Genomic DNA, 21628 nt, shown 5'->3' with positions numbered 1-21628 from the left:
AGCCGCGTATGAGGGTTGCCGCCTCGACGTGGCACCTGGTTTCGGCCTAAGGCAATCAGCAGCGCAAACAAAAAGCCCCGCATTTGCGGGGCTTTTTGCATATGGCGCATCCATTCGCAGCCACCAGGCTACACGCTCTGTTTAATCAGGCATGCTGATGATGCGCGCTGGCGGGCGGCGTTTCGGGCTGATAGCCGAGCGAGGCGGAGATCACCAGTGCAGTCTTGCTCAACTGCCCCAGCCACGAGTCTTGCAGGCGATCGGCCGGCGCCGACAGCGACAGGCCGGCGACCAGCTTGCCGGTGTCGTCATAGATACCCGCTGCGATGCAGCGCACGCCGAGTTCCAGTTCCTCGTTATCGCGCGCGCAGGCGTGCTGGCGCACGTGCAACAGTTCGCGTTCGAGTTTGCCGAGGTCGGTAATGCTGTTCTGGGTGTGCCCCGAAAGGCCCGTGCGTGTCGCGTACGCGCGCACACGTGTGGATTCGTCCGCGGCGAGGAACAGCTTGCCGACCGATGTCAGATGCAGCGGCGCCCGCCCGCCAATGGCACGTACGACCTGCATGCCGGAACGCTCGGAATAGGCGCGCTCGATATAGACGATCTCATCGCCCTGACGCACCGAGAGATTCACCGTTTGGCCGGTCAGGCGGTGCAGTTCGCGCATTGGCGTCAACGCAGCATCGCGCACCGACAGGCGCGCCTTCACCAGATTGCCCAGTTCCAGCAGGCGCATGCCGAGCCGGTAGGTGCCCGGATCCGAACGGTCGACGAGACGGCACGTCACCATGTCGTTAAGGATGCGGTGCGCCGTGGAGGGGTGCAGCTCGGTGCCTAGCGCGAGTTCCTTCAGGCTGACCGGGTCGGTATGCGCAGCCAGGGCATCCAGCAGGCGCATCATGCGCTCGATCACCTGGATCGAAGTCTTGGGATCCGGGTTCGTATCGCTCATGGGGAGAAATCGGTTGACGCGTCAAACAGCGGAGAATTGATTGTATATCGTATTGTGAAAAAAGCGAACGCCGTTCGAGGCTGCCTTCGAATCTGCGGCGACTGTTCACCGTCTGGCGCGTTGACCGGTTTTGGCGTTGGTATTGCTCGATAAACAGCGGATAATCAGGGACGTTTTCCCGAAGGAGCGCCTATGCGAGTCGGTTTGTTCGTCACCTGTCTGATTGACCTGATGCGTCCCGAGATCGGTTTCTCGGTGATCAAGCTGATCGAGGGCGCTGGCTTCGAGGTGATGGTGCCGCCGGCGCAAACCTGCTGCGGGCAGCCCGCCTACAATTCCGGCGATCGCCGTCTGGCGCGCGATCTGGCCCAGAAAACGCTGCGGGAATTCGAGCAGTTCGATTACATCGTGGTGCCGTCCGGTTCGTGCGGCGGCATGATCCGCGTGCACTACGGCGACCTGTTCGGCGACGATCCGGAAATGATGATCCGCTTCGGCCGCCTGCGTCCAAAGGTATATGAGCTGACCGATTTCCTCGTCAACGTCGCCAAGGTGCAGTTGCCGCCGGGCGAGTTCGCGGGGCCGGTGACGTATCACGATTCCTGCTCGGGCTTGCGCGAACTGGGCGTCAAGTCGCAGCCGCGCACGTTGCTGGCGCAGGCTGGCGTGGCCGTCACCGAGATGAAGGATTGCGAGCACTGCTGCGGCTTCGGTGGCACGTTCGCGGTCAAGTATGGCGATATCTCGACGGCGATCGTCGATGAGAAATGCGCGAATATCGGCGCGAGCGGCGCGGGCACGGTAGTGCTGGGCGACCTCGGCTGCATGCTCAATATAGAAGGCCGTTTGCGCCGCAAGGGCGACACCACCACGCGCGTGCTGCATATCGCGCAGGTGCTCGCCGGCGACGCTTAAGTCCTCAAGCCAATCCCCAAGGCCGCCATGCAAGTTCAAACGATGCAGTTCAAGGCGCGCGCAGGCGAGAAGCTCGCCGATCAGCGTCTGCAGCAGAACCTCACCAAGCTGTCGACGAAGTTCGTTTCGGCCCGGGCCGCCGCGATTACGACGATCGACTTCGCGGCGACGCGCGCCGCGCTCAAGGAGCGCCGCAACCGCGCACTGGAAAACCTCGACGTCTGGCTCGAGACCTTCGAGCGCGAGGCGACCCGGCGCGGCGTCACGGTGCTGTTTGCGGAGACCACGCGGGAAGCGGCCCAGCTCGTCGCGGACATCGCGCGCCGGCACGACGTCAGGAAAGTGATCAAGACCAAGTCGATGGTTACCGAGGAAATGCGTCTGAACGAAGTGCTCGGCCAGATGGGCGTGCAGTCGATCGAGACCGATCTCGGCGAATATATCCTGCAGATCAACGACAACGAGGCGCCGAGCCATATCATCGCGCCGGTCGTCCATAAGGATAAGGACGAGATTGCCGATCTGTTTGCCAAAACCCACCAGCGGCCGCGCCTGACCGAAATCACCGAGATGACCCGCGAGGCGCGTGAGGTGCTGCGCCCACATTTCATGACGGCTGATATGGGCGTGACCGGCGGCAATTTTCTGGTAGCGCAGACCGGTTCAGTCGCGCTCGTGACGAACGAAGGCAACGAGGGCATGTGCACCGTGATGCCGCGCGTGCACGTGGCGGTGACGGGGATCGAGAAAGTGCTGCCGACGCTCGAAGATCTCGCGACCGCGATGCGCCTGCTGCCGCGCTCGGCGACCGGCCAGTCGACCTCGAACTACTTTTCGGTGCTGACCGGGCCGCGCGGGCCGGGCGATCAGGATGGGCCGGAGCATATGTATGTGGTGCTGGTCGATGGCGGGCGCACCGGGCTGATCGGCGGCGACTTCCAGGAGATGCTGCGCTGTATCCGCTGCGGCGCTTGTATGAACCACTGCCCGGTTTATCAGAAGATCGGTGGCCACGCTTACGGCTGGGTCTATCCGGGGCCGATGGGATCGGTGCTGACACCGAGCTACATCGGTATCGACAACGCGCTCGATCTGCCACAGGCCGCCACGCTGTGCGGCGAATGCGATAGCGTCTGTCCGGTCGGCATTCCCCTCTCGGGCCTGCTGCGCAAGCTGCGCGAGAAGCAGGTGGAGCGGCACCTGCGACCGTGGCGCGAGCGTGCGGGGCTGGCCGTGTGGGGTTTCCTCGCGCTGCATCCGGATGCGTATGCGTTGTTCACCAAGCTGGCGGTGCGCGTTCTGGAGATGATGGGCGGGCGTCGGCGCGCCATCAGCCGGCTGCCGCTCGCGGCCGGCTGGACCAACACCCGAGACATGCCGGCGCCGGTCGGGCGTACGTTCCGCGAGCTTTACGCCGCGCAGCGCAGTCACCTCGGCTGAAGGGCGCGGCCCGCGTCGCGGACTGGCACTGTTATCTCCAGAGCAACGCTCTATCTCACCGGGGTGGGTTTATACCAATTGATTAGTTCTATATGATTTCGACTGGGCATAGTGGGCCACAAGCTCCGGATGCCCCAATCGGAAGAGAACGACATCATGAAAAAGACAATATCGATGTACTGGCCATTGGCCGTGTTTGTGCCGTTCGCAGCGGCAGCCTATATGTATGTCAGCAGCGAGAGCGCTTCCCCGGTCTCGCAGTCGCCGCTCGGCGCATCGCAGCTCACTGCGGAGCTGGCGCGAACCGTTTCGTATGGTTTGGTCGGCGACGATAGTGCCGCGCCGGTCAAGCCCATGCGGGCGGTCACCTCAGTGCAGGCTTCGGAAGCGTCCTGAACACCAGGCGCGTGGCGCGGATAAGGCGCCGGTGCGCCTGCGCGGCGAGATTTTCAGCACCTTTGTATAATCGCGGCACTGTTGCCTAACCCTATCCGGATGCACTGCATCCAGAGCCTTGATGAAAACCATCTCCATCTGTTTTGTCTGCCTCGGGAACATCTGTCGTTCTCCGACCGCGGAAGGGGTGATGCGGCATCAGGTGGGTGAAGCGAAGCTGCAAGAACGCATTGCGATCGATTCGGCCGGTACCGGCGACTGGCACATCGGCGCGGCGCCTGACGAGCGGGCGCAGCGTGCCGCCGCCCAGCGCGGCTACGACCTGTCCGGGCTGCGCGGCCGGCAGATCGGTGCGGCGGATTTCGAGCGTTTCGATCTGCTGGTCGCAATGGACGACGCCAACGTCGCCGCGTTGCGCCGGATCTGCCCGCCGGCCCAGCGCGACAAGATCCGTCTGCTGATGGAGTTTGTCCCCGAGGCCGACAGCCGGTGGGCGGGGGAGCGGGAAGTGACCGATCCCTATTTTGGCGGCGACGAAGGCTTCGAGCAGGTCCTCGATCAGTGCGAGGCGGCTTGCCGGGGTCTGATCGCAGCATTGCATCCGCAACTGGTGCCTTGAGGGCGTTGCGCTTTAGTGCTCAAGGTGTTCGTGGTGGCTGGCTTCAGGGCCTGTCTGCAGGCTTTTCAGGCGCGCCGCCTCAATTAAGCAAATGACCCAAATCGCGATAGGGATACTTGACTAATTTGCTCATGTATTTATACTTGAGCAAACTTGTCGAGAATTGCGATCCCCAACATCATGAGACTCACCACGAAAGGCCGTTTCGCCGTCACGGCGATGATTGACCTGGCACTGCGCCAGGAGCAGGGCCCGGTGACGCTTGCGGGTATCAGCCAGCGCCAGCATATTTCCCTGTCCTACCTTGAGCAGTTGTTCGGCAAGCTGCGCCGCCACGAGATCGTGGAGTCGGTGCGCGGGCCCGGCGGTGGCTACAATCTGGCCCGCCGCGCCGAGAACGTGACCGTCGCAGACATCATCATTGCTGTCGACGAACCGCTCGATGCCACCCAATGCGGCGGCAAAGGCACCTGCGAAGGCACCAAGCAGCACGACGGCCACTGCATGACGCACGAACTGTGGTCCACGCTGAACCAGAAAATGGTCGAGTACCTCGATTCGGTATCGCTAAAGGATCTGGTCGATCAGCAGCGCTCGCGCGAAGGCGCGCCCGCCGTGCTGCGCGACCGCCGCAGCGAGGCGCCGGCGGTCGAACCCGCCCGGGTCGCGCCACGCGGACCGAATTCCGTTTTTAACATGGCCGGTTCCTAGACCCCGCGAAGCCAGCGAACTCGGAACCCAGAAGCCAGAGCAATGATGTCCCCGGAGCGATTCATGAACAACGACATTCCCCACCTGCCCATTTACATGGACTACAGCGCCACGACTCCGGTCGACCCGCGCGTGGTGGACAAGATGATTCCGTATCTGCGTGAGCAGTTCGGCAACCCTGCATCGCGTAGCCACTCGTACGGCTGGGACGCGGAACGTGCGGTCGAGGAAGCGCGCGAGAACGTCGCGGCGCTGGTGAATGCCGATCCGCGCGAAATTATCTGGACCTCGGGTGCCACGGAGTCGGACAACCTGGCCATCAAGGGTGCCGCGCACTTCTACAAGAGCAAGGGCAAGCACATCATCACGGTGAAGACCGAGCACAAGGCCGTGCTCGACACCTGCCGCGAGCTCGAGCGCGAAGGCTTCGAAGTCACGTATCTGGACGTGAAGGACGACGGTCTGATCGACCTCGACGTGTTCAAGGCTGCGCTGCGCCCCGATACGATTCTGGTCTCGGTCATGTCGGTCAACAACGAGATCGGCGTGATTCAGGACATCGAGGCGATCGGTGAGATCACCCGTGAAAAGGGCATCATTTTCCACGTCGACGCCGCTCAGGCCACCGGCAAGATCACGATCGACCTGCAAAAGCTGAAGGTCGATCTGATGTCGTTCTCGGCACACAAGACGTATGGTCCGAAGGGCATCGGCGCGCTGTATGTGCGTCGCAAGCCGCGTATCCGTATCGAAGCGCAGATGCACGGTGGCGGTCACGAGCGCGGTATGCGTTCGGGCACGCTGGCGACGCACCAGATCGTCGGCATGGGCGAAGCGTTCCGTCTTGCCCGCGAAGAAATGGCAACGGAAAACGAGCGCATTCGCATGCTGCGCGACCGTCTGCTGCGCGGTCTGCAAGACATGGAAGAAACCTACGTGAACGGCGACATGGAAAAGCGTGTGCCGCACAACCTGAACATCAGCTTCAACTTCGTCGAAGGTGAATCGCTGATCATGGCGGTGAAGGACGTGGCGGTGTCGTCGGGTTCGGCGTGCACGTCGGCGTCGCTCGAGCCGTCGTATGTGTTGCGCGCGCTTGGCCGCAACGACGAACTGGCGCACAGCTCGATCCGCTTTACGGTGGGCCGCTTCACGACGGAGCAGGACGTCGATTACGTCATCAACCTGCTGAAGACCAAGATTTCGAAGCTGCGCGATCTGTCGCCGCTGTGGGAAATGTACAAGGACGGGATCGATATTTCGACGATCCAGTGGGCGGCGCACTGAGGTTTGATTGCGACGCTACGCTGCACGAAACATCGCACCGAATGCAGGTTGAAACGAATCAAGGAGTGTAATCATGGCTTATAGCGACAAGGTTCTGGACCATTACGAAAATCCGCGCAACGTCGGTTCCTTCGCCAAGGACGACGATGCAGTCGGTACCGGCATGGTCGGCGCGCCGGCCTGCGGCGACGTGATGAAGCTGCAGATCCGCGTGGGCGCGGACGGCATCATCGAAGACGCGAAGTTCAAGACGTACGGCTGCGGTTCGGCCATCGCGTCGAGCTCGCTCGTCACTGAATGGGTGAAGGGCAAGACGCTCGATCAGGCCATGGAAATCAAGAACACCCACATCGCCGAAGAACTGGCGTTGCCGCCGGTCAAGATCCACTGCTCGATCCTCGCGGAAGACGCAATCAAGGCAGCCGTGGCTGACTACAAGCAACGTCATGGCGAAACCGCGGAAGCGGGCGAAAAGCACCAGGCTGCTTAAGGCCGTTGAGAAACGCTATGGCAATTACGTTGACCGAGAAGGCAGCAAATCACGTCCAGAAATTCCTGACCCGGCGTGGCAAGGGTGTCGGGTTACGGCTGGGCGTGCGCACGACCGGATGCTCAGGCCTCGCCTACAAGCTCGAGTATGTGGACGAACTCGCGCCGGAAGATCAGGTATTCGAGTGCAACGGCGTGAAGATCATCGTCGATCCGAAGAGCCTGGCTTACATCGACGGCACGGAACTCGACTTTGCACGCGAAGGGCTGAACGAAGGCTTCAAGTTCAACAACCCGAACGTCAAGGACGAGTGCGGCTGCGGCGAATCGTTCCGCGTCTGAGCAGGTTCAGTCCGCGTGAAGCGGAAAAAAGGCGGCGCGGGCCGCCTTTTTAATTTGTCGCACGTCGTTGTACCTTGCGTTGTGCTTTGTGTGCCTGGTTGCACCTTACGTTGCACTTGATGCCTGAAACTCAGGTGCGCTTTTTGAACGGATCACATCATTCGATGGCCTCGCTGAACGACAGCCACTTCGACCTGTTCGACCTGCCGGCCCAATACGCGCTCGACGCCAGTGCGCTCGATCATGCGTACCGTACGGTGCAGTCGCAGGTTCACCCCGACCGTTTTGCCGCTGCTGGCGACGCGCAAAAGCGCATCGCGATGCAATGGGCGACGCGCACGAACGAGGCGTATCAGACCCTGCGCGATCCGTTGAAGCGCGCCACGTATCTGTTGTCGCTGCGCGGCATCGATGTCGGCGCGGAGAATAATACGGCGATGGAGCCGGCATTCCTGATGCAGCAGATGGAATGGCGTGAAGGTATCGAGGATGCTGCGGCGGCGAAGAATGTCGACGCACTTGACGCCTTGCTCACCGAGTTGCGCGACGAAGAGCGGGTGCGCTTCACGAAACTCGGTGCACTGCTCGACAGCGGCGCGGATCAGGCGGCGGGCGAGGCGGTGCGGCAGTTGATGTTCATCGAACGCGTGGCGGCGGAAATCGGCACGCAGATCGAACGGCTCGACAACTGAAGCGAACGAAGCAGATCAGCGCAAACGCACGTAAGCGGACGCGATTGGAAACAGGCCGGATGCAAACGGGACGCCACGACAACCAGCCGTGGCGTTCAACCCAGCAACGCGAACCATTCAGGACGGGGCCTAACGTTCCCCGAAGAAGATCTCAGATGGCTTTACTGCAAATCTCCGAACCCGGCATGGCGCCCGCGCCGCATCAGCGGCGCCTCGCGGTCGGTATCGATCTTGGCACCACCAACTCCCTTGTCGCTGCAGTGCGTAGTGGCGTTCCCGACGTTCTGCCCGACGAGGACGGCCATGTGCTGCTGCCGTCGGTGGTGCGTTATCTGGAGAAGGGCGGCCGCCGCATCGGCCGTACCGCCAAGGCGGAAGCAGCGAGTGATCCGCGTAACACGATCGTCTCGGTCAAACGCTTCATGGGCCGCGGCAAGAGCGAGGTCGAAGGCGCCGAGAATGCGCCGTACGATTTTGTGGACGCGCCGGGCATGGTGCAGATCCGCACCGTCGATGGCGTGAAGAGCCCGGTCGAAGTGTCGGCGGAAATTCTCGCGACGCTGCGGCAGCGCGCGGAAGACTCGCTCGGCGACGATCTGGTCGGCGCCGTCATCACCGTGCCGGCGTATTTCGACGAAGCGCAGCGGCAGGCCACCAAGGACGCCGCGCGTCTGGCCGGTCTCAATGTTCTGCGCCTGCTCAACGAGCCGACTGCAGCGGCGATTGCCTACGGCCTCGACAACGGCTCCGAAGGCCTCTACGCCGTGTACGACCTCGGCGGCGGCACGTTCGATCTGTCGATCCTCAAGCTCACTAAAGGCGTTTTCGAAGTGCTCGCAGCGGGCGGCGACTCCGCGCTCGGCGGCGACGATTTCGATCACGCGCTGTACCGTCATGTGCTCGAGCAGGCCGGCATCGCACCGCAGACGCTCGCTGCCGAAGACGTGCGCATGCTGCTGGACAACGTACGTGTGGCCAAGGAGGCGTTGTCGGACGCACCGCTATCAACGCTGAAGGCGACGCTCTCCAACGGCACCCAGCTCGATCTGACGATCGACGAGGCTGCTTTCGAAGCTATCACGCAGGCGCTGGTGCAGCGCACGCTCGGTTCGACCAAGAAAGCACTGCGCGACGCCAAGGTCACCACCAAGGAAATCAAGGGCGTGGTGCTGGTGGGTGGTGCGACCCGCATGCCGGTGATCCTCCGCGCGGTCGAAGCGTTCTTCGGCCAGCCGCCGCTGACCAATCTCAACCCGGACGAAGTGGTCGCGCTCGGCGCGGCGATCCAGGCCGATTTGCTGGCCGGCAACCGCAGCGCCGACGGCGACGATTGGCTGCTGCTCGACGTCATCCCGCTGTCGCTTGGCGTCGAGACGATGGGCGGACTGACCGAGAAGATCATTCCGCGCAATTCGACCATTCCGGTCGCGCGCGCGCAGGATTTCACGACTTTCAAGGACGGCCAGACGGCGATGGCGATCCACGTCGTGCAGGGCGAACGCGAACTGGTAGCGGATTGCCGCTCGCTTGCGCGCTTCGAACTGCGCGGCATTCCGCCGATGGCGGCCGGCGCAGCGCGCATTCGTGTGACCTATCAGGTCGATGCCGATGGCCTGCTGTCGGTGTTTGCGCGTGAGCAGTTGTCGGGCGTGGAAGCGTCGGTGGTGGTGAAGCCTTCATACGGCCTCGCCGACGACGACATCGCCAAAATGCTCGAAGACAGCTTCAGTACCGCCGAAGTCGATATGCGAGCCCGCGCGCTGCGTGAGGCGCAAGTGGAAGCGCAACGCCTGGTCGAAGCGACGGATGCGGCGCTGGCTGCTGATGCCGACCTGCTCGACGAAGCCGAGCGCGCCGAACTCGACGGCCTGCTCACCGCTTTGCGCAACGTGGCGCAAAGCGGTGACGTGGACGCGATCGAAGCGGCGACCAAGACAGTGGCCGAAGGTACCGACGAATTCGCCGCCCGCCGCATGAACAAGGGCATCCGCCGCGCGCTGGCGGGCCGCAAGCTCGACGACATCTGAACTCGACGAATCACGTGACGCGCGTCAACAAAGGTGCGCGTCACCAGTAAAATGGCACGCAGCCGGCTCGCCGGCTGTCGTGCCCCAGACTAAACGGAAATCGTATGCCTCAAATCGTTGTGCTGCCCCATGTCGAACTGTGTCCGGAAGGCGCGGTGATCGATGCTGTGCCGGGCAAGAGCATCTGCGACAATCTGCTGGAACACGGCATTGAAATCGAGCACGCCTGCGAGAAATCGTGTGCCTGCACGACCTGCCATGTGCTCGTGCGCGAAGGCTTCAATGCGCTCACGCCGTCGGAGGAAGACGAGGACGATCTGCTCGACAAGGCCTGGGGCCTCGAGCCGGAGTCGCGTCTGTCGTGCCAGGCGATGGTGCCGGTCGACCAGGATCTGGTCGTTGAAATCCCGCGTTACTCGATCAACCACGCGAAGGAAAATCACTAACAGGAGCGCAGCCATGAAGTGGACCGACACGCAAGACATCGCGATGGCCCTCACCGACAAGCACCCGGAAGTGGACCCGCAGCAGATCCGGTTTACCGATCTGCACCGCTGGGTCACCGAACTGGACGGCTTCGACGACGATCCGAACCGTTCGAACGAGAAGATTCTGGAAGCGATCCAGACGGCCTGGATCGAGGATGCGGATTATTGAGCGGGCTGTGGGTTCAGGATTGACTCTCGATCTCAACCGGCTCTGAAAGAAAAACGGCGATTCCAGATTTCACTGGAATCGCCGTTTTGTTTGATGCGCTTTCTGACGCGTTGTTTAGCCTGCTACGAGCGCGCCGTTCTCGATATGCACGCGCTCGCCTTGCTGGAACGGCGGCGCCTCGTGATACGTGAAGTAACGGTTCTTGCCGCTCTCCAGACGCACATGCACCGAGTAGGCAGTTGTGCTGCGGATGTTTTTCTCGACCGCGTTACCCGCGAAACCGCCGCCGACTGCGCCCAGCACCGTCATCGCGCCGCGGCCCACGCCGCCGCCGAACTGATTGCCCACCAGACCGCCGACCACCGCACCGCCCACAGCGCCGACGCCGGTGCCATGGCCTTCCTGACGCACTGCTGAGATCGCTACGACGGTCCCGCAACTAGCGCAATAGGCGGGTTGGGGTGGCGGTTGCTGCGCGTACTGGCCCGATTGCTGTTGCTGCTGTGCGTACTGCGCTTGCGCGGGCGTAGGAGCCGCTGCGACCGGAGCCGGTTGGGGCTGCTGGGTCTGAGCATCGGCTGGTGCCTGAGCCTGCGTAGGCTGGGCCTGCGGCTGCTGTTGCTGCGCGTAGGTATTCGGATTGGCCGGAGCCGCCGAATCGACCACCTGCTGCGACGGCTGCGAAGTCACCTGTGCCGCCTGGGTTTGATCTGTCTGCGCGCCGTTGCTCGACGCTTTGGGAAACAGACCCGTGATAGCCGCTGTGGCCGCGAGGCTCGCGATGATGACAGCGCCTGCCGCGGTCGCGACAAGCGGGTGAATTCGGCGTGGTTGTGTGTTGCCAGGATTGTCCATGATGACCTCCGTCTTGAGCAGAGTCCGAGTGGTTTTTTCGAGACTTAAGTGTCTGACAGACAGACTCGCGCGGGGTTTCAATTTGTAACCAGTTCTGTAGCGTCCGCAGAGATGGTTTGAAGCGGGTCGCGGAGAGGGCGGCCTGGCGCCTGATTTCAAGCGCTGACATGACCTTTCGATCCTGACGTGAGCCGCCTCCGGCCGGGAACCTTTTACCGATCGTTACAAACTGTCAGGTGGCGCGCCGAGATGTTGGAAATAGGCCGACGGGCCTGCAGGCCGCTCAAATGAAAGCGCCCGGCGGAGAGCCGGGCGTTGCGTCAGTCAGGACCTGCTGTCTGTCGGATCAAGCCGACCGGACACAATCAGTCCTCGCGGCGCAGATGCGGGAACAGGATCACATCGCGGATACTCGGGCTGTCGGTCAACAGCATCACCAGACGGTCGATGCCGATGCCACAACCGCCCGCCGGCGGCATACCGTATTCGAGCGCGCGGATGTAGTCGGCGTCGTAGAACATCGCTTCTTCGTCGCCGGCGTCCTTCTGGTCGACCTGCTTCTTGAAGCGCGCGGCCTGGTCTTCCGGATCGTTCAGCTCGGAGAAGCCGTTGGCGATTTCCCGTCCGGTGATGAACAGTTCGAAGCGCTCGGTGATGCCCGCCACCTTGTCCGATGCACGCGCGAGCGGCGACACTTCGATCGGGTAGTCGATGATGTACGTCGGCTCCCACAATTGCGATTCGGCGGTCTCTTCGAAGAGCGCGAGTTGCAGCGCGCCGACGCCTGCGTTCAAAAACTGCGGCTGCGACGCATCAACGCCGAACTTCTTCAGCTCGGGGCGTAGGAACTCCGCGTCAGCGAGTTGTTCGTCGGTGTACTGCGGCGCGTACTTCTGGATAGCCTGCGTGATCGTCAGCCGATGGAACGGCTTGGACAGATCAAGTTCGCGACCCTGATAGCTGATCGTCGCCGTACCGAGCGCATCGATCGCAGCCTGACGGATCAATTGTTCGGTGAAGTCCATCAGCCACTGATAATCGGTGTACGCGGCATAGAACTCGATCATCGTGAATTCCGGATTGTGGCGCACGGACACGCCCTCGTTACGGAAATTCCGGTTGATCTCGAACACACGCTCGAAGCCGCCCACCACCAGACGCTTCAGATACAGCTCCGGCGCGATGCGCAGGAACATCTGCATATCGAGCGCGTTGTGGTGCGTCACAAACGGCTTGGCCGCCGCGCCGCCCGGGATCGGGTGCAGCATCGGCGTTTCGACTTCCATGAAGTCGGCCTCGGCCATGAACTTGCGGATCGACGACATCGCCCTGGTGCGCGCCACGAAAGTCTTGCGCGTTTCCGGCGTGACGATCAGATCGACATAGCGCTGACGGTACTTCATCTCCTGATCGGCGAGGCCGTGGAACTTGTCCGGCAGCGGACGCAGCGACTTCGACAGCAGACGCAGTTCGGTACAACGCACCGACAGCTCGCCCTTGTTGGTACGGAACAGCACGCCACGCGCGGCGACGATATCGCCCATGTCCCACTTCTTGAATGCGTCGTAGGTTTCCTGGCCGATGTCAGCCGGCGTGATGAAGAACTGGATCTGACCCGAACCGTCGCGCACGGTCGCGAAGCTCGCCTTGCCCATCACGCGCTTCAGCATCATCCGGCCGGCCACGGCAACCTGAAGCGGATTCGCTTCGAGCGTTTCCTTGTCGGTCTCGGCGTATTGCGTCTGCAGGTCTTCCGCGTGATGCGTCGGGCGGAAATCGTTCGGATAGGCGACGCCCTGTTCACGCAGCTCGCGCAGCTTTTCGCGGCGCTCGGCGATGATCTTGTTTTCGTCCCCCTCGGGCGCAGCGTTCGTCTGGTTCGGTTCGGTCATGATGGGTCGGTATTCGGGGTGGCCTGCATGCGGGTGGGCCGCACGAGGTTGCCTGACGGTCGGAAATCGGACTGCAATCGGACCAAAGCAGGCGGTCAAAAGATGCGGCGCGGCAAAGCTCGCCGCGCCGGATGCGCTTACTTTAGATGCCCTGTTTCAGGCTGGCGCTAATGAACGGATCGAGGTCGCCATCGAGCACGCTCTTGGTATTGCTGATTTCGACGTTGGTACGCAGATCCTTGATGCGGCTGTTGTCCAGCACGTACGAGCGGATCTGATGACCCCAGCCCACGTCGGTCTTGCCTGCCTCGAGCTTGTCCTGTTCGGCCTGACGTTTGCGGATTTCCGCTTCGTACAGACGCGATTTCAACATGGCCATCGCTTCGGCGCGGTTACGGTGCTGCGAGCGGTCGTTCTGGCACTGCACGACGATGCCCGACGGCATGTGCGTGATCCGCACCGCGGAGTCGGTCTTGTTGATGTGCTGACCGCCCGCGCCGGACGCGCGGTACGTGTCGATGCGCAGATCGGCCGGGTTGATGTCCACTTCGATCGAATCGTCGATTTCCGGGTACACGAACACCGACGAGAACGAAGTATGACGGCCGCCCGACGAGTCGAACGGCGACTTGCGCACGAGGCGGTGCACGCCGGTTTCGGTGCGCAGGAACCCGTAGGCGTACTCGCCTTCGATCTTGATGGTGGCGTTCTTGATGCCCGCGACGTCGCCGTCGGTCTGTTCCAGCACTTCGGTCTTGAAGCCTTTGCGCTCGCAGTAGCGCAGGTACTGGCGTAACAGCATCGCGGCCCAGTCGCATGCTTCGGTGCCGCCGGCGCCGGCCTGAATGTCGAGGAAGGCGTTGTTCGGGTCGGCCGCGTTCGAGAACATGCGGCGGAATTCCATATCGGCGACGCGCTGTTCGAGGCCGGCCGCATCGCTTTCGCAGGCGAGGAGGGTTTCCTCGTCATTTTCTTCGCGCGCCATGCCGAACAGGTCCTGCGCGTCGCGCAGGTCATTGTCGAGCGCTGTGAGTTTGCCGACGACGTCGTCAAGCAGCTTCTTTTCCCGGCCGAGGGCCTGGGCATGCTTCGAGTCGTTCCAGACGTTCGGGTCTTCGAGTTCCCGGTTGACTTCGATTAGACGCAGTGCTTTGTCGTCGTAGTCAAAGATACCCCCGTAGCTCGCCCGCGCGATGGCGCAGGTCGGCCAGAGAGGCTTCGATCGCGTTGAGACGTTCCGCTTCCATGTCGATCTTTTATAGCTTCGTAAAAAGGGGAAATTATAGCCGATCGAGGCTGCCCGCCGGAGGCGAATACGCGATCCGGCGGGTGGTTGGGGCCGTTTTGCGGGGGATTTTGCGCGATTTCGGCGCCCCGGCGTGGATGACGCGAGGCCGAGGCGGACCCACTGCCGCTCAGCTTATTGCATGCTCGACGATCAGTTGCACGCGCGAGACGCCATTCCACGTATCGCTTGCGAGGCGGTAGGCGATTGTCGTGCGGTTGGGCAGCGAATCCGTGTGATTGAACCAGATCGCGTTGAAGCGCTGCCGGCCGCGCAGCAGTTGCAGCTTCAGGTGCTTGTCCTTCACCAGCGCTTGCGACGCCACCTCGAATTCGCCTGAAAACACCGGTGCCGGAAAGCCCTGACCCCAGACTGCGGCGTCGAGCATCTCGACGAATTGCGGCGTGAAATAGGCTTCTTCGAGATCACCGTCGGTTTCGACCACACGGGCGAGCGCGTCTTCGCTGAGCCACTCGCGGCCCACTGCTTCGAAGGCAGTCGTGAAACGCGGCACATCGGCGGCGGCGAGCGTCATGCCGGCAGCCATGGCGTGACCGCCGAACTTGGCGATCAGACCGGGTTCGCGTTTCGAGATCAGGTCGAGCGCATCGCGCAGATGAAAGCCCCCGATCGAACGGCCCGAGCCTTTGACGAGCACGCCGCTTTCGTCAGCCGGTGCGAAGGTGAAGACGGGCCGGTGGAACTTCTCCTTGATGCGCCCCGCGACAATGCCGATGACGCCCTGATGCCAGCTCGGGTTGAACAGCACGATGGTTGCCGAGCCGGCCGGATCGATCGACGACAGGTCTTCGAGCGCCTGCTGTTGCATGCCGGCTTCGATCTCGCGCCGCTCGCGGTTGATCGAGTCGAGTTGTTGTGCGAGTTCCCATGCGCGGCCGATGTCGTCGGTGGTCAGGCATTCGATTCCGAGCGACATATCCGAGAGCCGTCCCGCCGCGTTCAGCCGCGGGCCGAGCGCAAAGCCCAGATCGAAGCCGGAAGCGCTACGGGCGTCGCGTGCAGCGGCGCGAAACAGCGCCGCCACACCCGGTTGCATCTTGCCTTTGCGAATCCGTTGCAGGCCTTGAGCCACCAGCACGCGATTGTTGCCGTCGAGCTTGACGACGTCGGCCACCGTGCCGAGCGCGACCAGATCGAGCAGGCCGTCCAGACGCGGTTCGGGCCGTGCGTCGTCGAAGGTGCCGCGTTTGCGCAGTTCGGCGCGCAGCGCGAGCAGCACATAGAACATTACGCCGACGCCGGCGATGCATTTGCTCGGGAAGCTGCAGCCCGGCTGGTTTGGATTGACGATGGCGCGCGCGGCGGGCAACTCGTCGCCGGGCAAATGGTGATCGGTGACGAGCACGTCGATGCCGAGCGCGTTGGCCGCTTCCACACCGTCGACGCTGGCGATGCCGTTATCCACTGTGATCAGCAGGTCCGGCTTGCCGGATGGATTGCGTGCCGCCAGCGCGACGATTTCGGGCGTCAGGCCGTAGCCGTATTCGAAGCGATTCGGCACCAGATAGTCGATGTTTGCGCCGAACATCCGCAGCCCGCGCACGGCAACGGCACAAGCGGTGGCGCCGTCGCAGTCGTAGTCGGCGACCACCAGCATGCGGCGTTTGCCTTCGATCGAATCGGCGAGCAGCACGGCTGCTTCTTCGCAGCCTTTCAGTTGAGTGGGCGCGACCAGCCGCGCAAGGCCGGTTTCGAGTTCATCCGGCAGGCAGACGCCGCGCGACGCGTACAGACGGGCCAGCACCGGATGCAGGCCATGACGGGTCAACACTTCGGCATCGACGGGGGAGCAGGCGCGCGTAACGATTCGAGTCATGCGGAAAGGCCGGAAAACATGCGGTGGAACGGTAGCTGGGTGATGAAGTGCATCATTCGATAAAGAGCGATGCGAGCACGCGGCGGCGCCAGAATTTGCGCAGATCGCCGCGTGTAATGTTGAGCGTCACCGAGCCGGTGTCGCCGCATAGTGTGAGGCTCAGTTCGCCGAGTTGGCCCGACTGCAAGGCAGCGAGAGCAGGGGCGAACCAGTCGGTTTCGAGCGCGGCGAAGGCCGCGTTCCAGCGGCCCCAGTCCTGCTCGATATAGGGCGCGGAAAATGGGTCGAGTTCGACGAGCGTTGTTGATGCCGTTGCTGTGGCGCCGTTGCCGGCTTGCTGGGCTCCGCTCGCGCCGTTCGCGCGCGGTGCCGTGGCGGCGCTGGGCGTAAGGGCTGCAAACGAAGCCGGCGGCGGTCCGATCTCGACCCCGCCAGCGGTGAGCCCGAGGCCGCGCGTGGCAGCTGCGTCCGACAGCACACGCGTGAACGGGCTTTTAACCGGTTGCGCGGCACCTTGCGCATGAAACCAGATGGAATTGACCGCGGGCAGGCCGCGCGCTTCGCGCGCCTCGTTGACCGGATGCTCGAACCACGCCATCTGCACTTCGTTCTGCAGTTTCATCCAGGCGCGCGAGCGCTGGCCGGTGTGGGCTTCGTGCGGCAGCCAGATCTCGATGTTGCGGCCGCTGGCACGCAGCGGCGACGCGCCGGCCAACGTGCCGAAGGCGTCGCTCGCCAGATACCAGCGCGATGGATGGGGCGCTTCGATGCGCACGCCCAGTTCTTCGATCAGCGGCCTCGCGACCTCGAGCAGCGTCGCGGCTTCGGTGTCCGTCAGTTCGAGCGAGGCCGGATCGATCAGGACCAGATGGTCGTGCGCGATGCGTACGTGCACCGGTTGCACGCACGCCCAGGTCGACGTGCCGGGTTCGCCGCCATCGGCGCGCAGCATGTAGGGGGCGAGCGGCGCTTCGTCCGCAGCCCCTTCGCCGCTCGCGACCGTGCCGAACTGACGGGCCACCCAGCGTTCGTGCGGGAGCGTGCGCTGGAAGTCCTCGCCGATCACCCGTTCGACCAGCGTGGCTCTTGCGACCAGCTTGTCGAGGGCGGGACTTTCGATGTTATGCAGCGCGGTGGAGGCGTCGGCTGCAGCGGGCAGCGCGAAGGGCAGGAGGAGTTGAAGACGGTTGGCGTGCATGATGCTCGGCATTGTATGGCAAACGATGCGGGTGTTTCGATTCCAGATGTCGATCGTTGATGGGAAGAGGGCGATGGCCGGCGTTTGTCACTGCATAGCTGATTCGTGACTTTAGTCGCGGTTGTGCCTAGGCCGATCGGCCTAGTTTCGCTCGCTCTGGCCCCGGCGGTACATTCACTTCTTGAAGATCAAAGACTCTCATCGCGTACTCCAACCGTGCGGTCTTCAATTCGCATCCTCCAGATGCAGGGGCGCACGGTTGCGCTGACATACCCGCAACTGATCGTTGGCCGTGAAACATGGTTGATGATGTGTGAACCATGGATTACACTTGCAAATGCTGAACGTCCGAACAACCAAGGTTTTCGACGTCTGGTTCGACGGTCTTCGTGACCGAATCGCCAGGCGCCGGATACAGGCCCGTATCGACCGGCTTGCCATGGGCAACCCGGGAGATACGAATTCGGCCGGTGCGCCAGTCATTGAAATGCGCATTGACCACGGGCCCGGTTACCGCGTTTACTACGTCCAGCGAGGTGCGGTGCTAGTGATTCTGCTTTGTGGTGGCGACAAGTCGACCCAGGCGGTGGATATCAAGGCCGCACACAAGATGCTCGACAATCTCGATACAGAGTAACGATGGACAAGATCAAAACCCGGCCGTGGAATTCGGCCGAACACCTGAAGACCGAGGCCGACATGGCCGAGTACTTCGAGGCCTGTCTTCTCGAGGGTGGAGATGACCCGGCGTATCTCGCGCATGCGCTTGGCGTGATCGCACGTGCGCGTGGCATGGCGCAGCTCGCCCGCGATACCGGCATTTCGCGCGAAGGGCTTTACAAGGCGCTGTCGGAAGACGGCAACCCTAGCTTCGCGACGATCATCAAGGTGATCCGGGCGCTCGGTCTTGAGCTGCACGCCACCCCGGCTCACGCGTAGCGTCCGCAGCGCTTCGCGGAGGTTCGGTCCGTTGTATGGCAAACTTCGCGCTTGACCGGTGGTAATTGAGCTGACGCCTGCCCCGACGCTGGAAGCGGTACCAGCCCGGCAGCCCCAGCGGTTTGCGCATCGAACCGGAACCATCCGCCCCGATCCGGCACCAATGGTCACGACCCTCGAATTGCATGGCGCGCGGGATTGCGCACCGTCATGCGCTGCATCAACGGTCGAACACCGACGCCGCAGCACGAGGCTGAAGAACGCAGAAAAGGATTCGCTTGAAATTTCCCTACGAATGGACAATTGGCTGGCGCTACACCCGCGCCGGCAAACGCACGACCGGTAACGGCTTTATCTCCTTCATCGCGCTCGTCTCGATGTCGGGCATTGCGCTCGGCGTCGCGGCGCTGATCGTCGTGCTGTCGGTGATGAACGGCTTCCAGAAAGAGGTGCGCGACCGCATGCTGTCGGTGCTTGCGCACGTCGAGATCTTCTCGCCGACCGGCTCCATGCCGAACTGGCAGTTGACCGCCAAGGAAGCGAAGCAGAACAAGGAAGTGATCGGCGCGGCGCCGTATGTCGACGCCCAGGCGCTGTTGACCCGTCAGGACGCCGTGAGCGGCGTCGCGCTGCGTGGTGTCGACCCGGCGCTCGAGCCGCAGGTGTCCGATATCTACAAGGAAATGAAAGGCGGCCAACTGTCCGACCTGAAGCCTGGCGATTTCGGCATCGTGCTGGGCGCGGATCTCGCCGCCAATCTCGGTGTGATGGTCGGCGACAAGATTACGCTGGTGGCGCCCGAGGGCACCATCACGCCTGCGGGAATGCTGCCACGCCTGAAGCAGTTCACGGTGGTCGGTGTCTTCGAGTCGGGCCACTACGAATACGACAGCACGCTCGCGCTGATCAACATTCAGGACGCGCAGGTGCTGTTCCGGCTCGCTGCGCCCACCGGCGTGCGCTTACGCCTGAAGGACATGCAGCGCGCGCCGGAGGTCGCGCACCAGTTGGCGCGCACGCTTTCCGGTGACCTCTACATCCGCGACTGGACCCAGCAGAACAAGACCTGGTTTTCCGCCGTGCAGATCGAAAAGCGCATGATGTTCATCATCCTTACGCTGATCATTGCGGTGGCGGCATTCAACCTGGTGTCGTCGCTGGTGATGACGGTGACCAACAAGCAGGCGGATATCGCGATCCTGCGCACGCTTGGCGCGCAGCCCGGCTCGATCATGAAGATCTTCGTGGTGCAGGGCGTGACGATCGGCTTTATCGGCACCGCGACCGGTGTGGCGCTCGGGTGTCTGATCGCGTGGAGCATTCCGTGGCTCGTGCCCATGATCGAGCATCTGCTTGGCGTGCAGTTCCTGCCGCCGTCGGTGTACTTCATCAGCGAGTTGCCGTCCGAGCTGGTGCCTGCAGATGTGATCCGGATCGGCGTGATCGCGTTCGTGCTGGCATCGCTGGCGACGCTGTATCCGAGCTGGCGCGGTGCGAAGGTTCGCCCGGCGGAGGCGCTGCGTTATGAATGATCGTTCCATTGGCCAGGCCATGACCCCAGACAGCGCGCTGCATCCGTATGTCCTCGAAGCGACCGGCATCTCGAAGTCGTTCGTGCAGGGCGGCCTGAACGTGCAGGTGCTGAACAACACAGAACTGTCAGTGCGGCGCGGCGAGAAGCTGGCGATCGTCGGCGCGTCGGGTTCCGGCAAGAGCACACTGTTGCACGTGCTGGGCGGCCTCGACGATCCGAGCACGGGCGAAGTCTCGGTGCTGGGTAAGCCGTTCACGAAACTCTCGGAGCGTGAGCGCAACGAACTACGCAATCGCGCGCTCGGTTTTGTGTATCAGTTCCATCATCTGCTGGCGGAATTCACTGCGCTCGACAACGTCGCGATGCCGCTGCGCATCCGCCGCATGCCAACTGACGAGGCGCGTCGCACGGCATTGCAGACGCTGGAACGCGTGGGCCTCGCGCATCGCGCGAAACACCGCCCGGGCGAGCTCTCGGGCGGCGAGCGTCAGCGTGTGGCGATCGCGCGTGCGCTCGTCACGAACCCGGCCTGCGTGCTGGCTGACGAGCCCACCGGCAATCTCGATGGCGGCACCGCGGATACGGTGTTTAACCTGATGCTCGAACTGTCGCAAACCTTCGATACGAGCTTCGTGATCGTCACGCACGATCCCGATCTGGCGGCGCGCTGCGATCGCATCATGCGTCTGCGCGACGGCGTGCTGCACGAAGAGCCGCACGTTCCGGTCTAACGTCTTTTGCTGCCGGGGCGCCAGCATGTGGATCGATACGCACTGCCATCTCGACGCGTCGGAATTCGATGCGGATCGTGACGCGGTCGCTTCTGCGGCTTGCAAGGCAGGCGTAGCGCGCATCGTGATTCCGGGGGTGGCGCGCGAGAACTTCGCGCGGGTGCGTGAACTCGCGCATCGCGTGAAGGGCGGTGCGTACGCGCTCGGGATTCATCCGCTCTTTACGCCCGGTGCGCAGGACGCCGATCTCGACGTGCTCCGCATGGAGATCGAAGCAAGTCTGGACGATCCGCTGTTTGTCGGACTTGGGGAAATCGGCCTCGATTATTTCGTCGCGGGCCTCGACGATGCGCGTCAGCAGTTCTTTTACAACGAGCAACTGAAACTCGCGCATGAATTCGATTTGCCGGTGATTTGCCACGTGCGCAAATCGCAGGACCAGGTGCTCAAAGGCTTGCGCCGGCATAGCGTGCATCGCGGCATCGCCCATGCGTTCAACGGCAGTTTTCAGCAGGCTCAGGCGTTCATCGATCACGGCATGCACCTTGGCTTCGGCGGCAATCTGACGTTCGAGCGCGCGCTGCAGATTCGTCGTCTCGCGGCGCAATTGCCGCTCGATGCGCTGGTGGTCGAAACCGACGCGCCGGACATCGCTCCCTCCTGGCTTTATCGCCAACGCAATACGCCGGACCAGATTCCCGCCATTGGCGCGGGACTCGCGCAACTGCGCGGCATCGGCGTAGACGAGCTTTCCATAGGCACAACGGCTAACGCTCACGCCGCGCTGCCGCGACTAGCACTTTCGTCTGCATAATCTTTCCTGGTGGTTC

At 62.7% G+C, this 21628-nt stretch carries 23 protein-coding genes; 17 read left to right on the top strand and 6 right to left on the bottom strand.

The window, feature by feature from the left end; translation table 11 throughout:
- Positions 1 to 145: 145 nt before the first annotated feature.
- Complete coding sequence (locus P3T24_RS08835) at positions 146 to 952, bottom strand: IclR family transcriptional regulator (RefSeq protein WP_074264150.1); 807 nt, start codon at positions 950 to 952, stop codon at positions 146 to 148.
- Between the two features lie 192 nt (positions 953 to 1144).
- Between P3T24_RS08835 and P3T24_RS08830 the strand changes: the two genes are divergently transcribed.
- The 12 genes from P3T24_RS08830 (at position 1145) to iscX (ending at position 10527) form a co-directional block, all read left to right on the top strand.
- Positions 1145 to 1867 (top strand): (Fe-S)-binding protein, encoded by a 723-nt coding sequence (locus P3T24_RS08830; RefSeq protein WP_429433846.1) that lies wholly within the window; start codon positions 1145 to 1147, stop codon positions 1865 to 1867.
- Between the two features lie 27 nt (positions 1868 to 1894).
- A complete protein-coding gene (locus tag P3T24_RS08825; protein WP_429433844.1) occupies positions 1895 to 3307 on the top strand; it encodes a lactate utilization protein B in 1413 nt (470 codons plus the stop codon).
- A 156-nt stretch (positions 3308 to 3463) separates the two neighbouring features.
- Entirely contained in the window at positions 3464 to 3703 is a 240-nt protein-coding gene (locus tag P3T24_RS08820; RefSeq protein ID WP_074266013.1) for a hypothetical protein, read from the top strand.
- A 121-nt stretch (positions 3704 to 3824) separates the two neighbouring features.
- Positions 3825 to 4322: a low molecular weight protein-tyrosine-phosphatase gene (locus P3T24_RS08815; protein ID WP_074264153.1), complete on the top strand. Its 498-nt coding sequence runs from the start codon at positions 3825 to 3827 to the stop codon at positions 4320 to 4322.
- Positions 4323 to 4502: 180 nt separating this feature from the next.
- A complete protein-coding gene (gene iscR / locus P3T24_RS08810; RefSeq protein ID WP_074264154.1) occupies positions 4503 to 5033 on the top strand; it encodes a Fe-S cluster assembly transcriptional regulator IscR in 531 nt (176 codons plus the stop codon).
- Between the two features lie 63 nt (positions 5034 to 5096).
- Positions 5097 to 6320, top strand: coding sequence for an IscS subfamily cysteine desulfurase (locus tag P3T24_RS08805; protein WP_074264155.1), 1224 nt, complete (start codon positions 5097 to 5099; stop codon positions 6318 to 6320).
- A 73-nt stretch (positions 6321 to 6393) separates the two neighbouring features.
- On the top strand, positions 6394 to 6810 hold the full coding sequence (gene iscU, locus P3T24_RS08800) for a Fe-S cluster assembly scaffold IscU (RefSeq protein ID WP_074264156.1): 417 nt from the start codon (positions 6394 to 6396) through the stop codon (positions 6808 to 6810).
- A gap of 17 nt (positions 6811 to 6827) precedes the next feature.
- On the top strand, positions 6828 to 7151 hold the full coding sequence (iscA, locus tag P3T24_RS08795) for an iron-sulfur cluster assembly protein IscA (protein WP_074264157.1): 324 nt from the start codon (positions 6828 to 6830) through the stop codon (positions 7149 to 7151).
- Between the two features lie 164 nt (positions 7152 to 7315).
- Positions 7316 to 7843, top strand: a complete 528-nt coding sequence (gene hscB, locus P3T24_RS08790; RefSeq protein WP_074264158.1) for a Fe-S protein assembly co-chaperone HscB — start codon at positions 7316 to 7318, stop codon at positions 7841 to 7843.
- A 155-nt stretch (positions 7844 to 7998) separates the two neighbouring features.
- Complete coding sequence (hscA, locus tag P3T24_RS08785) at positions 7999 to 9870, top strand: Fe-S protein assembly chaperone HscA (protein WP_429433841.1); 1872 nt, start codon at positions 7999 to 8001, stop codon at positions 9868 to 9870.
- 104 nt (positions 9871 to 9974) lie between these two features.
- Entirely contained in the window at positions 9975 to 10316 is a 342-nt protein-coding gene (fdx, locus tag P3T24_RS08780) for an ISC system 2Fe-2S type ferredoxin (protein WP_074264160.1), read from the top strand.
- Positions 10317 to 10329: 13 nt separating this feature from the next.
- Positions 10330 to 10527, top strand: a complete 198-nt coding sequence (iscX, locus tag P3T24_RS08775; RefSeq protein WP_074264161.1) for a Fe-S cluster assembly protein IscX — start codon at positions 10330 to 10332, stop codon at positions 10525 to 10527.
- Positions 10528 to 10641: 114 nt separating this feature from the next.
- Here the strand turns inward: iscX and P3T24_RS08770 are convergent, their stop codons facing one another.
- The 5 genes from P3T24_RS08770 to P3T24_RS08750 all read right to left on the bottom strand — a co-directional run bounded on the left by P3T24_RS08770 (position 10642) and on the right by P3T24_RS08750 (position 17606).
- A complete protein-coding gene (locus tag P3T24_RS08770) occupies positions 10642 to 11382 on the bottom strand; it encodes a glycine zipper 2TM domain-containing protein (protein WP_074264162.1) in 741 nt (246 codons plus the stop codon).
- A gap of 365 nt (positions 11383 to 11747) precedes the next feature.
- Entirely contained in the window at positions 11748 to 13274 is a 1527-nt protein-coding gene (gene lysS, locus P3T24_RS08765) for a lysine--tRNA ligase (RefSeq protein ID WP_429433838.1), read from the bottom strand.
- Between the two features lie 142 nt (positions 13275 to 13416).
- A protein-coding gene (prfB, locus tag P3T24_RS08760; RefSeq protein WP_143787488.1) for a peptide chain release factor 2 occupies positions 13417 to 14521 on the bottom strand; the annotation gives its coding sequence in 2 pieces (ribosomal slippage) (positions 13417 to 14439 and positions 14441 to 14521; 1104 coding nt in all).
- Between the two features lie 168 nt (positions 14522 to 14689).
- Positions 14690 to 16396 (bottom strand): single-stranded-DNA-specific exonuclease RecJ, encoded by a 1707-nt coding sequence (recJ, locus tag P3T24_RS08755; protein WP_429433836.1) that lies wholly within the window; start codon positions 16394 to 16396, stop codon positions 14690 to 14692.
- 52 nt (positions 16397 to 16448) lie between these two features.
- Positions 16449 to 17606: a regulator gene (locus P3T24_RS08750; protein ID WP_429433833.1), complete on the bottom strand. Its 1158-nt coding sequence runs from the start codon at positions 17604 to 17606 to the stop codon at positions 16449 to 16451.
- A gap of 325 nt (positions 17607 to 17931) precedes the next feature.
- Here P3T24_RS08750 and P3T24_RS08745 point away from each other — a divergent pair, with 325 nt between their 5' ends.
- The 5 genes from P3T24_RS08745 (at position 17932) to P3T24_RS08725 (ending at position 21612) form a co-directional block, all read left to right on the top strand.
- Positions 17932 to 18231 carry a type II toxin-antitoxin system RelE/ParE family toxin gene (locus tag P3T24_RS08745; protein ID WP_429433831.1) on the top strand — a complete coding sequence of 100 codons (300 nt, stop codon included), beginning with the start codon at positions 17932 to 17934 and terminating at the stop codon, positions 18229 to 18231.
- 2 nt (positions 18232 to 18233) lie between these two features.
- Positions 18234 to 18533: an addiction module antidote protein gene (locus tag P3T24_RS08740; protein ID WP_429433829.1), complete on the top strand. Its 300-nt coding sequence runs from the start codon at positions 18234 to 18236 to the stop codon at positions 18531 to 18533.
- A gap of 278 nt (positions 18534 to 18811) precedes the next feature.
- On the top strand, positions 18812 to 20065 hold the full coding sequence (locus P3T24_RS08735; RefSeq protein ID WP_429404501.1) for a lipoprotein-releasing ABC transporter permease subunit: 1254 nt from the start codon (positions 18812 to 18814) through the stop codon (positions 20063 to 20065).
- Positions 20058 to 20798, top strand: a complete 741-nt coding sequence (lolD, locus tag P3T24_RS08730) for a lipoprotein-releasing ABC transporter ATP-binding protein LolD (RefSeq protein WP_429287152.1) — start codon at positions 20058 to 20060, stop codon at positions 20796 to 20798. The genes P3T24_RS08735 and lolD overlap by 8 nt, the downstream gene beginning before the upstream one ends.
- A 25-nt stretch (positions 20799 to 20823) precedes the next feature.
- The gene (locus P3T24_RS08725; RefSeq protein WP_429433827.1) at positions 20824 to 21612 is read left to right on the top strand and encodes a TatD family hydrolase; all 789 of its coding nucleotides are present in this window, start codon (positions 20824 to 20826) and stop codon (positions 21610 to 21612) included.
- Positions 21613 to 21628: the final 16 nt, after the last annotated feature.

The sequence above is a fragment of the Paraburkholderia sp. GAS33 genome, from assembly GCF_050436645.1.
Lineage (GTDB): Bacteria > Pseudomonadota > Gammaproteobacteria > Burkholderiales > Burkholderiaceae > Paraburkholderia > Paraburkholderia phenazinium_B.
The sequence above is the reverse complement of the archived record's forward strand: the minus strand, read 5'-3'. Positions and strand labels throughout refer to the sequence as shown.

Excerpts from the sequence above, each read along its gene's own strand:
- P3T24_RS08815 (WP_074264153.1), top strand. The coding sequence starts at position 3,825 with ATGAAAACCATCTCCATCTGTTTTGTCTGCCTCGGGAACATCTGTCGT.
- fdx (WP_074264160.1), top strand. The coding sequence starts at position 9,975 with ATGCCTCAAATCGTTGTGCTGCCCCATGTCGAACTGTGTCCGGAAGGC.
- iscU (WP_074264156.1), top strand. The coding sequence starts at position 6,394 with ATGGCTTATAGCGACAAGGTTCTGGACCATTACGAAAATCCGCGCAAC.
- iscA (WP_074264157.1), top strand. The coding sequence starts at position 6,828 with ATGGCAATTACGTTGACCGAGAAGGCAGCAAATCACGTCCAGAAATTC.
- P3T24_RS08770 (WP_074264162.1), bottom strand. The coding sequence starts at position 11,382 with ATGGACAATCCTGGCAACACACAACCACGCCGAATTCACCCGCTTGTC.
- P3T24_RS08750 (WP_429433833.1), bottom strand. The coding sequence starts at position 17,606 with ATGCCGAGCATCATGCACGCCAACCGTCTTCAACTCCTCCTGCCCTTC.
- P3T24_RS08835 (WP_074264150.1), bottom strand. The coding sequence starts at position 952 with ATGAGCGATACGAACCCGGATCCCAAGACTTCGATCCAGGTGATCGAG.
- P3T24_RS08745 (WP_429433831.1), top strand. The coding sequence starts at position 17,932 with ATGCTGAACGTCCGAACAACCAAGGTTTTCGACGTCTGGTTCGACGGT.
- recJ (WP_429433836.1), bottom strand. The coding sequence starts at position 16,396 with ATGACTCGAATCGTTACGCGCGCCTGCTCCCCCGTCGATGCCGAAGTG.
- lysS (WP_429433838.1), bottom strand. The coding sequence starts at position 13,274 with ATGACCGAACCGAACCAGACGAACGCTGCGCCCGAGGGGGACGAAAAC.
- iscX (WP_074264161.1), top strand. The coding sequence starts at position 10,330 with ATGAAGTGGACCGACACGCAAGACATCGCGATGGCCCTCACCGACAAG.
- P3T24_RS08805 (WP_074264155.1), top strand. The coding sequence starts at position 5,097 with ATGAACAACGACATTCCCCACCTGCCCATTTACATGGACTACAGCGCC.
- P3T24_RS08830 (WP_429433846.1), top strand. The coding sequence starts at position 1,145 with ATGCGAGTCGGTTTGTTCGTCACCTGTCTGATTGACCTGATGCGTCCC.
- lolD (WP_429287152.1), top strand. The coding sequence starts at position 20,058 with ATGAATGATCGTTCCATTGGCCAGGCCATGACCCCAGACAGCGCGCTG.
- P3T24_RS08825 (WP_429433844.1), top strand. The coding sequence starts at position 1,895 with ATGCAAGTTCAAACGATGCAGTTCAAGGCGCGCGCAGGCGAGAAGCTC.
- P3T24_RS08740 (WP_429433829.1), top strand. The coding sequence starts at position 18,234 with ATGGACAAGATCAAAACCCGGCCGTGGAATTCGGCCGAACACCTGAAG.
- hscB (WP_074264158.1), top strand. The coding sequence starts at position 7,316 with ATGGCCTCGCTGAACGACAGCCACTTCGACCTGTTCGACCTGCCGGCC.
- P3T24_RS08725 (WP_429433827.1), top strand. The coding sequence starts at position 20,824 with ATGTGGATCGATACGCACTGCCATCTCGACGCGTCGGAATTCGATGCG.
- P3T24_RS08820 (WP_074266013.1), top strand. The coding sequence starts at position 3,464 with ATGAAAAAGACAATATCGATGTACTGGCCATTGGCCGTGTTTGTGCCG.
- hscA (WP_429433841.1), top strand. The coding sequence starts at position 7,999 with ATGGCTTTACTGCAAATCTCCGAACCCGGCATGGCGCCCGCGCCGCAT.
- iscR (WP_074264154.1), top strand. The coding sequence starts at position 4,503 with ATGAGACTCACCACGAAAGGCCGTTTCGCCGTCACGGCGATGATTGAC.